Here is a 12,270-nt window from a genome sequence, read left to right as displayed (position 1 = left end):
CCTTCATGATGCCGTGCTCCATCAGCATGTCCTCGAGCTCGTCCATCGTGATCGGGGTCGGGATGATACCCTTGCCGCCGTTGTTGTGGATCTTCTGCGCCAGCGAGCGGTAGTGGCCGGCCTGGACGGAGTCGGGCGCATACTCGAGCACGGTCATGCGGCGCAGCTCGGCGTGCTGCACGATGTTGTCGCGCGGCACGAAGTAGATCAGCTGGGTGCCGAGCTTCTTGGCCAGAGCCTCAGCCAGCTCCAGCTCCTTGTCGGTCTGGCGCTCGTTGCAGACCAGGCCGCCGAGGCGCACGCCGCCGGAGTTCGCATACTTCAGAATGCCTTTGGAGATGTTGTTGGCGGCATACATCGCCATCATCTCGCCGGACATGACGATGTAGATCTCCTGCGCCTTGTTCTCGCGGATCGGCATCGCGAAGCCGCCGCAGACCACGTCGCCGAGCACGTCGTAGGACACGTAGTCGATGTCCTCATAGGCGCCGTTCTCTTCCAGGAAGTTGATCGAGGTGATGACGCCGCGGCCGGCGCAACCGACGCCCGGCTCCGGACCGCCGGACTCGACGCAACGGATGTCGCGATAGCCGACCTTCATGACCTCCTCGATCTCGAGATCCTCGACGCTGCCGGCAGCAGCGGCCAGGCTCAGGATGGTGTCCTGCGCCTTGGCGTGCAGGATCAGGCGGGTCGAATCCGCCTTGGGGTCGCAGCCGACGATCAGGATCCGATGACCCATCTCGGCCAGCGCGGCCAGGGTGTTTTGCGACGTCGTCGACTTGCCGATGCCGCCCTTGCCGTAAAATGCGATTTGTCGAAGTGATGACATTCTGCTCTCCATCAACCGATTGCCAATGTCCCGCATGCACCTTGCATCGCGAGACCGCGTCCTCTCTCCAGAACCGGCAGACGGGTTATTGGGAAGGAGAGCATCGCTCGTCCGAAGCGTCGGCGTGCACTCAGCCCTCAACCTTTGCCTGAACAGAGTTTTGCAACTGATGTGCCAGAGCTTTGGAATCGTTAAAAAGGCCATGTTTTGAAAGAGATGCGGCCAAGCTCGGCGCTAGGATGACCTTGTTGCAAACCCGACATCTGGGTTTTTCACCCGACGCTCCCACGACGTGCTGTCCGAAACGACACATGTCGCCGCAGGCTCCACGCAGCGCGCCAGCAAACATCCTGCGACAGCGATGCGCGAGGCCTGCTCAGGGCGCGGTATGGAGTTTGCTTGATGTAGATCAAACCCGCCTCCGAACGGGCCAGAAGGAGTATTCCGATGTCGAGCAGGACGTGCGTCTTTGTCATTGAAGCCGATCAGGTGATCCGCTCGGCGCTCGGCTATATCCTCAGCGAGCGTCACGAGACCTTCACCTTTGCAGAGACCGCGGATGCGCTGAGCAAGGCGGCACGGGCAACACCGGACGCGGTGCTGGTCGGCAGCAGCATTCTGGAGGACGACGGCGCCGAGACCGTCGGCATGCTCGCCCGCAAGCTTCACCAGGCCGGCATCATCGTCGTGGCCGGCTCGACCAAGTCGCCGCTCGCGCTGGCGGGCTTGCGCCAGGGCGCCGAGGCGATCATCGCCAAGCCGATCACCTTCGATGGCGTGACCCATGCGGTCGACACGGTGCTGGCGCGCCGCGGCACCGAGCCGAGCCTCGCGACGTAGCCGCGCCTCAAGGCGGATTGAGATCAGCAGATGACCAGGAGAGGATCATGTTGAAGATGGCCCAGACCGCGGCTCCGGCGAATCCGGACATCGAGGACATCGTCGAGAATTTTGCCCTGCTCGACGACTGGGACGACCGCTACCGCTACGTCATCGAGCTCGGACGCGGGTTGACGCCGCTGCCGGACGCCGACCGCAACGATGGCAACAAGGTCCAGGGCTGCACCAGCCAGGTCTGGGTCGCCACATCCGTGCAGCGCGGCACCGCCGCTCCCGTGCTCGATTTCATCGGCGACAGCGACGCCCACATCGTCCGCGGCCTGGTCGCGATCCTGCTGGCGATGGTCTCCGGCCGCACCGCCCCCGAGATTCTGGCCGCCGATCCGATCGCCCTGTTCGAGAAGCTCGGCCTCCGCGAGCACCTGACCCCGCAGCGCTCCAACGGCTTCCGCTCCATGGTCAGCCGCATCAAGGCGGATGCGCAGGCGGCAATGGCCGCGGCGGCGTAAGTTGAATTAGCTGCTTTCTTGTTTGATTGAGCCCGCCTAGCGCGTCATCGTCGGTGCACCCTCTCCCCTTGTGGGAGAGGGTGGTGCGCGTGAGCGCAGCGAAGGCGCGCCGGGTGAGGGTTCGCTCGGCATACTCGGACGGTCTTGACTCGCGGAGACGACCCCTCACCCAAGCCAGTCTGGGGCTGATAGCAGTGTAGCCCTCTCCCACAAGGGGAGAGGGCACATTTATCGGCACCGTTTCATGCGATACTAGCGACCGGAATTTCAGCCGCTACGAGAAAAACTCCTGCGCCTTCTTCAGCGCGCGGACGAGCACATCGACCTCTTCCCGCGTGTTGTACATCGCGAACGACGCCCGGCAGGTTGCGGTCACACCGAACCGCTCCAGCAGCGGCATCGCGCAATGCGTGCCGGCGCGCACTGCGACGCCGGCGCGGTCGATGACGGTGGCGAAGTCGTGGGCGTGGGCGCCCTGCATCTCGAACGAGACGATGGCCCCCTTGTCGGCGGCGTTACCGATGATGCGCAGCGAGTTGATCTCGCGCAACTTCTCGGTCGCATAGGCAACGAGATCATGCTCATGCGCGGCGATGCGCTGCTTGCCGATCGAGGCGACGTAGTCGATGGCGGCGCCGAGACCGGCGGCTTCGACGATCGGCGGCGTGCCGGCCTCGAAGCGGTGCGGCGGGTCGCCATAGGTGACCCAGTCGCGTGACACCTCGCGGATCATCTCGCCGCCGCCGTTGAACGGCGGCATCGAGGCCAGGAGCTCGCGCTTGCCATAGAGCGCGCCGATGCCCGTCGGTCCGTAGATCTTGTGCCCGGTGATGCAGTAGAAATCGGCATCGAGATCGCAGACGTCGACCTCCATGTGCACGGCGGCCTGCGAGCCGTCGATCAGCACCGGGATGCCGCGCGCATGCGCGATCCGGATGACCTCCTTGACCGGCACCACCGTGCCGAGCACGTTCGACATCTGCGTCATCGCCACCATCTTGGTGCGCGGCGTCAGCAGCTTCTCGAACTCGTCGAGCAGGAAATTGCCGTCGTCATCGACCGGAGCCCATTTGATGACGGCACCCTGACGCTCCCGGAGGAAATGCCAGGGAATGATGTTGGCATGGTGCTCCATGATCGAGAGCACGATCTCGTCGCCCGGCCCGATCCGCTCGCGGCCGAAGGTCTGGGCCACCAGGTTCACGGCTTCCGTGGCACCGCGGGTGAAGATGATCTGCTCGGAACTCTCGGCATTGAGGAACGTCGCCACCTTGGCGCGGGCGCCCTCATAGGCCTCGGTGGCGGCGTTCGCGAGATAATGCAGCCCGCGATGCACGTTGGCATACTCTGAGGTGTAGACCTGGTTCATCCGGTCGAGCACCGCCTGCGGCTTCTGCGCCGAGGCGGCGTTGTCGAGATAGACCAGCGGCTTGCCGTGGACCTGCATGCCGAGGATGGGAAAATCCGCCCGGATGCGGCCGACGTCGTAGCCGCTTCCGCTCACCGCTGCATGCATCATCTACTCCCGTTGCCCGAGCCAGCCCAGCATCGCCCCGGTCAGCGCGTCGCGCACGCTCTCATTGGCCGCGCCCTCGATGATCTCGCCGATGAAGGCCTGGATCAGCAGCGCCTTGGCGTCCGCCGGCGGAATGCCGCGCGCCATCAGATAGAACAGCAGTTCGTCGTCGATGGCCCCTGTCGTGGTGCCGTGACCGCACTGGACGTCGTCGGCGAAGATTTCGAGCTCCGGCTTCGAGTCGGCCTCGGCCTCGTCGGACAGCAGCAGCGCGCGCGACATCATCTTGGCGTCGGTCTTCTGCGCGCCGGGAGCGACCGTGATCTTGCCCTGGAACACCGCGCGGGCGGTGTCGCCGACGACGGCCTTGAAGGTCTCGCGGCTCTGGCCGTTCTCGGCGGCATGCTCGATGGCCAGCGTGGTGTCGGCGTGCTGCGTGCCCGACAGCAGCGCGCCGCCGCGGATGTCGGCGACGGTGCCCTCGCCCGCCAGGCGGACGAACAGCTGGTTGCGGATCAGGCTGCCGCCGGCGACGAAGCCGAGCTGATTGAAGGTCGCGCGCGCCCCGATGTTGGCGAGCAGCGAGCCGATGTGCAGCGCGCCGTTGCCCTCACCGACCACCTTGATGTGGTCGATCCGCGCCTCGTCGCCGACGACCAACTGCATCGCGGTGTTGACCTGATACTCGCTGCCATCGGGCCCCTGATGCGATTCGACGACGGTAGCGCTGGCACCTGCGCCGATATTCACCAGCGAGCGGGTGAACATCGAGGTCGCAACCCAGTTGGTCGTGACGAAGGCGACATGGATCGGCCGGCTCAGTGCGGTCCCCGGGGCGACCAGGATGACCACGCCATTGGCGGCCAGCGCGGTGTTGAGCGCCAGGGCCGGATCGTCATCCGGCACGACCGGACCGAGACGCTGCGACAGCAGCGGCTTGTCGGCGGCGAGCGCATCGGACATCGGCTGGATGGCGAGACCCGGCTCGAGATCGGCAAGGTCGGACAGCTCGGGCACGAATGCGCCGTCGACGACCATCAGCTTGCGGAAGCCGGCGCCGGCAAACAAGTCGCGCGCCTCGCGCGCCTTCGTCTTGGCGGCGTCGTCCGGCAGCGAGGCGAGCCGCTTGGCTTCCTTCATCTGCGTGCGCAGATCGGTGTAGCGCCACGCCTCGACGCGACGGTGCGGCAGGCCGACCGCGTTGAAGCGATCGAAGGCGGCGGCGCGCACCGCCGTGATCTCCTCGCCCCCGGGCAGATAGCGGCGGGCGCCCTGGTACAGATCGGCCAGTCCGAGCTCGGCCTTGGTCTTGCGGATCGCGACGCCCATATCCGTGCTCCCCTGCCTTACGCGGCTTCGCTCTGGTACTGGGCGTAGCCGGTCGCCTCGAGCTCACGGGCGAGATCCGCGCCCCCGGTACGGACGATGCGGCCCGCCGCGAACACATGGACGATGTCGGGGACGATGTAATCGAGCAGCCGCTGATAGTGGGTGATCACGATCATGCCGCGCTCCGCGGAGCGCAGCGCGTTGACGCCGTTCGCGACCACCTTCAGCGCGTCGATGTCGAGGCCGGAGTCGGTCTCGTCGAGCACGCAAAGCGAGGGCTGCAGCAGCGCCATCTGCAGGGTCTCGTTGCGCTTCTTCTCGCCGCCGGAGAAGCCGACATTGAGCGGCCGCTTCAGCATGTCGGCGTCGATGTTCAGGGTCTTGGCGATCTCGCGTACGCGCTTGATCAGGTCGGGCGACGACAGCTCCTCCTCGCCGCGCGCCTTGCGCTGGGCGTTGAAGGCAGCACGCAAGAACGTCAGAGTCGCGACGCCCGGGATCTCCAGCGGATATTGGAACGCGAGGAACACGCCCTTGGCGGCGCGCTCGTCGGCCTCCATCGCCAGCAGATCCTCACCGTTGAGGTAGACTTCGCCGGCGGTGATCTCGTAGCCGGGCTTGCCGGCGAGCACGTAGGACAGCGTCGACTTGCCGGCGCCGTTCGGTCCCATGATGGCGTGGATCTCGCCCTTGTTCACGGTCAGGTCCAGGCCCTGGATGATCTTGCGACCGCCGGCGATCTCGGCATGAAGCCCCTTGATTTCGAGCAAGGCCGTCATCGAACACTCCTCATTTGTTGTCGCCGCGCGCGACGTCCTTATCCGACTGAACCTTCGAGGCTGATCGAGATCAGCTTCTGCGCCTCGACCGCGAACTCCATCGGCAGTTGCTGCAGCACGTCCTTGACGAAGCCGTTGACGACGAGCCCGACCGCCTCTTCCTGCGAAAGACCGCGCTGGATGCAGTAGAACAGCACGTCCTCGGAGATCTTGGAGGTCGTCGCCTCATGCTCGAACACGGCGGAGGAGTTCTTGGCCTCGATATAGGGCACCGTGTGCGCGCCGCATTTATCGCCGATCAGCAGCGAATCGCAGGCGGTGAAGTTGCGCGCGCCGGACGCCTTGCGGTGGGCGCTGACCAGGCCGCGATAGGTGTTCTGCGACTTGCCGGCGGCAATGCCCTTGGAGATGATCCGGCTCGACGTGTTCTTGCCGAGATGGATCATCTTGGTGCCGCTATCGACCTGCTGGAAGCCGTTGGAGATCGCGATCGAGTAGAACTCGCCGCTGGAATTGTCGCCGCGCAGGATGCAGCTCGGATATTTCCAGGTGATCGCCGATCCCGTCTCGACCTGGGTCCACGAGATCTTCGAATTTGCACCGCGGCAATCGCCGCGCTTGGTCACAAAATTGTAGATGCCGCCGACGCCCTCGGAATTGCCGGGATACCAGTTCTGCACCGTCGAATATTTGATCTCGGCATCGTCCAGCGCGACCAGCTCGACGACGGCGGCATGCAGCTGGTTCTCGTCGCGCTGCGGCGCCGTGCAGCCTTCCAGATAGGAGACGTAGGCGCCCTTGTCGGCGATGATCAGCGTGCGCTCGAACTGGCCGGTGTTGCGCTCGTTGATGCGGAAATAGGTCGACAGCTCCATCGGGCAGCGCACGCCCGGCGGAATGTAGACGAACGAGCCATCCGAGAACACGGCCGAGTTGAGCGTGGCGAAGTAATTGTCGGTGGTCGGCACGACCGTGCCGAGATATTTCTGCACCAGGTCCGGATGCTCGCGCAACGCCTCGGAGATCGGCATGAAGATCACGCCGGCTTTCTTCAGCTCCTCCTTGAAGGTCGTCGCCACCGAGACCGAGTCGAATACGGCATCGACGGCGATCTTGGTACGCGGCGCGGCCGCTTCGCCATCCTCGGTCTCCACCGCTGCGGACGGACGCTCGACGCCTTCGAGGAGCTCGACCTCGCGCAGGGGAATGCCGAGCTTCTCATAGGTCTTCAGGATCTCCGGATCGATCTCGTCGAGCGAGGCGACCTTCTTCTTCGGCTTCGGCGCCGAATAGTAATAGAGATCCTGATAGTCGATCTTGGGGTATCCGACGCGCGCCCAGGTCGGCTCCGTCATGGTCAGCCAGCGGCGATACGCCTCCAGCCGCCATTCCAGCATCCACGCCGGCTCGTTCTTCTTGGCCGAGATGAAGCGGATGGTGTCCTCGGACAGGCCTTTCGGAGCCTTCTCGGATTCGATCTGCGTCTCGAACCCGTAACGATATTGATCGACGTCTATGCCCTTGACCCGATCAATGGTCTCCTGAACCGCTGCCATCTCTCACTCCGCTTCCAAGCTGTCGACGAGGCGCCCGCGTCAGGCGGGCACGCAGGTGTCCGGCACCGGACAGACGGCGGCACATTGCGGTGCGTCGAAGTGGCCTTCGCACTCCGTGCACTTCTTCGGATCGATGATGTACATGTCGTTCTTCAGCCGAATGGCCGCATTCGGACATTCGAACTCACAGGCTCCGCAGACCGTGCATTGTGAGGCGATGATCTTGTAGGTCATGTGCCGCTCCCCGCGCATCTAGCGACATCGGGCGATGTCATTCGGGCATGATCTTTCAAGCGCCGTGCCAGAGCTCATTTGGTTGATTTCTAAGGAGGATTCTAAATGTCACACGTCGCGGCAGCTGTCGTTCTCCCGACAGCATGTCGCAAGTGCGACAGGGCGGCGGGACGTCTTGCAGCACGGTCCGATGACAACGCGAGCCGCCTCTCCTATGACGCGATGTTCGAGATCATCGCACTTCTCTCCTCCGTCATTCCGGGGCGTGCGCAGCACGAGCCCGGAATCCATTGCGCGGCATAGCGCGCGGAAGAATGGATTCCGGGCTCGCCGTGCTTCGCGCGCCGCCCCGGAATGACGGCGAGATTGGAGCTCCGCCGGAGGATCCAAACAAAAGGGCGCGCCACCGCGCGCCCTCCATCACCACCGAGCACATCCGCTCAGAACCGCTTGACCTCAATGTTATACTTCTTCAGCGCGTAGCCGATCTGGCGTGGCGTCAAACCCAGCAGGCGAGCGGCCTTGGCCTGGACCCAGCCGGAGCGCTCCATCGCCTGAACGATGCGGTCGCGCTCGGGCACGGCGCCGCCGTCCATGGCCTCGGAGTACTCACCGTCGTCGGCCTCAGCCGCAGGCAGGTCGGCCGGCGGTTCGATCGGCGCGGAGGTGCGCGGCAGGATCGGCAACGGCACCATCGGCTGGCCGCGGGGCGGCGGCGGGGTCACCGTGTTGCCCTTCCACAGGATCGCCGACATGCACTCGTTGCGGCTGCAGGCGAAATCGTCCATCCCGATTGCCGAGCCCGACGCCATGGTGGCGGTCCGCTGCACGCAGTTCTCCAGTTCGCGTACATTGCCGGGGAAGCCGCAATGCATCAGCACCTCGATGGCGCTGACGTCGAAGGTGAGATCGCGCTCGTTCTCGCAATTGAAGCGGCGCAGGAACTCGCGCGCCAGCTGCGGAATGTCGCTGCGGCGCTCGCGCAGCGGCGGCAGCTTGATCGGCACGACGCTGATCCGGTAGTAGAGATCGGCGCGGAACTCGTTGCGCGACACCGCCTCTTCCAGGTTGCGGTTGGTCGCGGTGACGATGCGCACGTCGACCTTGATGGTCTGGTTGCCGCCGACGCGCTCGAACTCCTGCTCCTGCAGCACCCGCAACAGCTTGGCCTGGAACGCCGGCGAGATCTCGCCGATCTCGTCCAGAAACAAGGTGCCCTTGTCGGCGAGCTCGAAGCGGCCCTTGCGCGAATTGATCGCACCGGTGAAGGCGCCCTTCTCGTGCCCGAACAGCTCCGATTCCAGCACCGTCTCCGGCAACGCCGCGCAGTTGATCTTGATGAAGGGGCGCTTGGCGCGGTTCGACAATTCGTGAATCGCCTTGGCCACCAGCTCCTTGCCGGTGCCGGATTCGCCGCGCAGCAGCACCGGCGCGTTCGACTTGGCGACGACGTTGATCTTCTCGAGCAGCGCGCGCAGCGCCGGGCTGTCGCCGACGATGCCGTCGACCAGCACCTTCTTGCCCTTAGCTGGCGCCGGCTTCAGCTCGAGCAGCTCCTTCTGCAGCCGGTGGCTCTCCGCCATCAGCCGCTCGCGGTCGCGTGCGACGACCCGATGCAGCTTGATGGTCTGGCCAATCAGGTTGGCAACCATCGTCAGGAAACGAACGTCGGAGTCGAGCCGGAATACGGCGCGGCCATCCCAGACGCGATCGATCGTCAAGGTGCCGACGACGCGCTGGTCGATGCGAATGGGAACGCCGAGAAACGACACGCGGGTGTCGGCTCCGGCCCCGAGCGTGGCCGCGTCGGCGGCGCTGAAGGCGGGATGATCGGCGACGTTCTCCGCGATCAGCGGCACCGCTGTTGCGACGATCTGGTCGATCGCCTTCTGCGGCAGGCGCTCGCGATAGCGCTGGTCGCTGCCCTCGCTCCACCCGGCCCCGACGGCAAGATCCGGGATGCCGTCATCGGCGAGCAGCGACACCACGCCGTGGCGCATCTGCATGAAGGATTGCAGAAGGTTGACGACGTTGGCGAGAGTGATTTCCAGCCGCGTCGGCGCGGCCAGAATTTTCGATATTTCGAAAATTCCCGTCAGGGCGATCTCGCTCAGCGGGATCGGGGCGGCGTTGGACCTGACGTCCTGAGCTTCGACCTGACGTGTTTCCGTTTGGACCATGGTCGCTTCTCTGATCGTCACGGACGCTTCATTGCGACCGCCCGTGATTGTAGGTGTTCTAACATCCTCCCCTAACTGCAGATGATTGTCGTGCCTAACTTTGCTGCATTGCCGCAGAAGTAGTGTGCAACGAATGGAGCAAAAAAGCTGCAACCTTTCATGATGTTAACAAATTAGTTTACACCCCGCATCGCGAGTGCATCGCATGACCCGGCGAGGCGGAAAACCGCGCGCGTCACGAATTCGCGTTGTCTTCCCGACGCCTGATATTTGCCGACCTAGACGCCGCGCGCGATTGGCCTGAAAAGAGCAGACCTGAACACCAACTTTCCACGCCCGCCGTGGCACTCGCGGCTCCCGGCTGCCAGACCGCGGCCTCTACTCTTCACATCACCGTGTCGTCCGCACCATGCGTCGATCAACCTACAGGTGCTGACCTCCATTGATCTGGATCTCCTCGCCGGTCACGTAGCTGGCAGCATCCGAGCACAGGAAGAAAAGCACCTTCGCCACCTCCTCCGGCGCGCCGATCCGGCGCATCGGAATCAGCGGCGAGAATCGCGCCTCCGTCTCAGGCGACACCATCTCGGTCTTGATCTCGCCCGGCGCGATGGCGTTGACGCGAATGCCGTGCGGCGCGAAGTCGTGCGCCATCTCGCGGGTCAGGCAGGCGAGCGCCGCCTTGGAGGTCGCATAGGCTGTGCCCGCAAACGGATGGACACGCGTGCCGACGATCGACGTCACGTTGACCACCGCCCCCTGCCCGCGCTTCAGTTCCTCGAACAGGCCACGGGCCAGCAGGATCGGACCGAGGAAGTTGACGTGGAAGACGGTCATCCAGGTCTCGACCGAGGTCGAAAGCGAGTCGAGCCGGCCGCCATCCTCGGCCTTCGGCGAGATTGCGGCATTGTTGATGAGCGCGTGCAGCGGCGCGCCGTCGAGCCTCTCCTTGATGTCGGCAATGGCGCGCGGGATGGCCTTGCGATCGCTGAGGTCGAACTGGACGTGATTGTCCGGCCCGGCGTCCCAGGGGCAGCGGACACCGTCGAACGGCTGGCGCGAGCAGGTGATGATGCGCCAGCCGGCATCGGAGAACAGCCGGGCCGTCGCGTGACCAATGCCGCGCGAGCCGCCGGTCAGCACCAGCGTCTTCTGCTCGCTGCGCTGAGGACGTTCAGCGGCCACGACGTCCCGATGGAACGGACATGACGCAACGCTTGCCGCCACATCATCTGCGGCCGATTCGCGAACATCCTGGTCGAGATCGAGGCTCACCTCATGCTGTCCTGATCATCACGCCGCGATGCCATCCGGCTGCCGACCTCCTGGCCACCGAGCGGGGCGCGGCAGCCGCGGATCGGTCCGCGGTATTGCCATGCGGCAGTTGTGCAGATTCCGGGCCAGCGAAAACCGCGGGCAAAGCCGTTCATTCCTGTCGCGTTCGCGACAGATTGGCGGCTTCGGGACACTGCCAGCGTCGGCTTTCCCCCGTGCCTCGGACAAGCCTCTCAATCCGCAGTCCTTTTCGAGATGGTGGGTGATGGTCCAAGTCTTGCTCGACGGACCGCACGTTCGAAATGGAAGCGGGCTTTCCAGTCTGACCAATGGACAGCCACGAGACGCAACACCGTATGGACCGGGACATGGGGACGAATGCAGTGCGCTTCGCCGTGGTCCTTGGCACGAACGAAATTGCTTCGGCGATCGGCGTCCATCTGCACCGCGAAGGCTACTGCGTGGTGCTGTCGCATGACCCGAACCCGCCCGTGCTCCGGCGCAAGATGGCGTTCCACGACGCGCTGTTCGGCGACGTCGCCCGCGTCGAGAATGTGATCGGCGCGCGCGTCGAGAGCACGATGGACGTGTTCAAGGCGCTGGCCGGCCCGCAGCACGTCCTGGTCACCTGGCTCGGCCTGCTCGATCTGCTGCCGGTGCGCGGCATCGACGTGCTGATCGATGCGCGGATGCAGACGCGGAAGGTGACGCCGAATCTGCGCGGCATGACGCGCTTCTCGATCGGCATCGGCCCGGGCTTCTCACCGTCGGTCAATTGCGACGTGGCGATCGAGACCCGGCCAGACCGGCTCGCGCAGGTCGTTCGCGACGGCTGGACACTGGCCAAGGATGACGTCGGCGAACTCGGCGGCATCGGCGCCGAGCGGCTGGTGCACTCGCCTCACGAGGGCCGCTGGCACACGCCGGTCGAGATCGGCACCCGGATCTACAAGGGCTTCGTCATCGGTCATCTCTGCGGCATCGCGGTCACCGCGCCCTATGACGGCATCCTACGCGGCATCGTCCGCGACGGCAGCGATGTGACAGCCGGTGTTGCGCTGGCCGAGATCGATCGGCGCGGCCGGCACGCGCAATGGACCGGCATCGACACGCAGGGACAGGCGCTGGCGCAGGCGGCCATCGCCGCGATCCGCAAGCACGCGGCCGGTGGGGTCCGTGCAAGCGCCGCCAGCCCGCACTGATACCGCCGCTTTGAACGA

At 64.9% G+C, this 12,270-nt stretch carries 11 protein-coding genes; 3 read left to right on the top strand and 8 right to left on the bottom strand.

Annotation, left to right across the window (positions count from 1 at the left end; genetic code table 11):
• Positions 1–832: nitrogenase iron protein (gene nifH / locus HL666_RS12970; RefSeq protein WP_172181738.1), on the bottom strand; the 832-nt coding region annotated here is incomplete at its 3' end.
• A gap of 447 nt (positions 833–1,279) precedes the next feature.
• Between nifH and HL666_RS12965 the strand changes: the two genes are divergently transcribed.
• Both HL666_RS12965 and HL666_RS12960 read left to right on the top strand, forming a co-directional pair.
• On the top strand, positions 1,280–1,672 hold the full coding sequence (locus tag HL666_RS12965; RefSeq protein WP_172114190.1) for a response regulator: 393 nt from the start codon (positions 1,280–1,282) through the stop codon (positions 1,670–1,672).
• A 47-nt stretch (positions 1,673–1,719) separates the two neighbouring features.
• Positions 1,720–2,181, top strand: coding sequence for a SufE family protein (locus HL666_RS12960; protein WP_172114189.1), 462 nt, complete (start codon positions 1,720–1,722; stop codon positions 2,179–2,181).
• 274 nt (positions 2,182–2,455) lie between these two features.
• Here the strand turns inward: HL666_RS12960 and HL666_RS12955 are convergent, their stop codons facing one another.
• From HL666_RS12955 to HL666_RS12925, 7 genes are all read right to left on the bottom strand, one after another.
• Positions 2,456–3,697: a cysteine desulfurase gene (locus HL666_RS12955; RefSeq protein WP_172181736.1), complete on the bottom strand. Its 1,242-nt coding sequence runs from the start codon at positions 3,695–3,697 to the stop codon at positions 2,456–2,458.
• A 3-nt stretch (positions 3,698–3,700) separates the two neighbouring features.
• A complete protein-coding gene (sufD, locus tag HL666_RS12950; protein WP_172181735.1) occupies positions 3,701–5,026 on the bottom strand; it encodes a Fe-S cluster assembly protein SufD in 1,326 nt (441 codons plus the stop codon).
• Between the two features lie 17 nt (positions 5,027–5,043).
• A complete protein-coding gene (gene sufC, locus HL666_RS12945; protein WP_172181733.1) occupies positions 5,044–5,805 on the bottom strand; it encodes a Fe-S cluster assembly ATPase SufC in 762 nt (253 codons plus the stop codon).
• A 38-nt stretch (positions 5,806–5,843) separates the two neighbouring features.
• The gene (sufB, locus tag HL666_RS12940; protein WP_172181732.1) at positions 5,844–7,361 is read right to left on the bottom strand and encodes a Fe-S cluster assembly protein SufB; all 1,518 of its coding nucleotides are present in this window, start codon (positions 7,359–7,361) and stop codon (positions 5,844–5,846) included.
• Positions 7,362–7,400: 39 nt separating this feature from the next.
• Positions 7,401–7,595 (bottom strand): 4Fe-4S dicluster domain-containing protein, encoded by a 195-nt coding sequence (locus HL666_RS12935; RefSeq protein WP_006609648.1) that lies wholly within the window; start codon positions 7,593–7,595, stop codon positions 7,401–7,403.
• 440 nt (positions 7,596–8,035) lie between these two features.
• Entirely contained in the window at positions 8,036–9,775 is a 1,740-nt protein-coding gene (gene nifA, locus HL666_RS12930; RefSeq protein WP_172114184.1) for a nif-specific transcriptional activator NifA, read from the bottom strand.
• Positions 9,776–10,198: 423 nt separating this feature from the next.
• Complete coding sequence (locus HL666_RS12925) at positions 10,199–11,050, bottom strand: SDR family NAD(P)-dependent oxidoreductase (protein ID WP_172114183.1); 852 nt, start codon at positions 11,048–11,050, stop codon at positions 10,199–10,201.
• A 368-nt stretch (positions 11,051–11,418) separates the two neighbouring features.
• Between HL666_RS12925 and HL666_RS12920 the strand changes: the two genes are divergently transcribed.
• The gene (locus HL666_RS12920) at positions 11,419–12,252 is read left to right on the top strand and encodes a xanthine dehydrogenase (RefSeq protein WP_172114182.1); all 834 of its coding nucleotides are present in this window, start codon (positions 11,419–11,421) and stop codon (positions 12,250–12,252) included.
• Positions 12,253–12,270 lie beyond the last annotated feature (18 nt).

The sequence above is a fragment of the Bradyrhizobium aeschynomenes genome (assembly GCF_013178945.1).
GTDB lineage: Bacteria > Pseudomonadota > Alphaproteobacteria > Rhizobiales > Xanthobacteraceae > Bradyrhizobium > Bradyrhizobium aeschynomenes.
The sequence above is the reverse complement of the archived record's forward strand: the minus strand, read 5'-3'. Positions and strand labels throughout refer to the sequence as shown.

Excerpts from the sequence above, each read along its gene's own strand:
- HL666_RS12920 (WP_172114182.1), top strand. The coding sequence starts at position 11,419 with ATGGGGACGAATGCAGTGCGCTTCGCCGTGGTCCTTGGCACGAACGAA.
- HL666_RS12960 (WP_172114189.1), top strand. The coding sequence starts at position 1,720 with ATGTTGAAGATGGCCCAGACCGCGGCTCCGGCGAATCCGGACATCGAG.
- HL666_RS12965 (WP_172114190.1), top strand. The coding sequence starts at position 1,280 with ATGTCGAGCAGGACGTGCGTCTTTGTCATTGAAGCCGATCAGGTGATC.
- HL666_RS12935 (WP_006609648.1), bottom strand. The coding sequence starts at position 7,595 with ATGACCTACAAGATCATCGCCTCACAATGCACGGTCTGCGGAGCCTGT.
- sufC (WP_172181733.1), bottom strand. The coding sequence starts at position 5,805 with ATGACGGCCTTGCTCGAAATCAAGGGGCTTCATGCCGAGATCGCCGGC.
- nifA (WP_172114184.1), bottom strand. The coding sequence starts at position 9,775 with ATGGTCCAAACGGAAACACGTCAGGTCGAAGCTCAGGACGTCAGGTCC.
- sufD (WP_172181735.1), bottom strand. The coding sequence starts at position 5,026 with ATGGGCGTCGCGATCCGCAAGACCAAGGCCGAGCTCGGACTGGCCGAT.
- HL666_RS12955 (WP_172181736.1), bottom strand. The coding sequence starts at position 3,697 with ATGCATGCAGCGGTGAGCGGAAGCGGCTACGACGTCGGCCGCATCCGG.
- sufB (WP_172181732.1), bottom strand. The coding sequence starts at position 7,361 with ATGGCAGCGGTTCAGGAGACCATTGATCGGGTCAAGGGCATAGACGTC.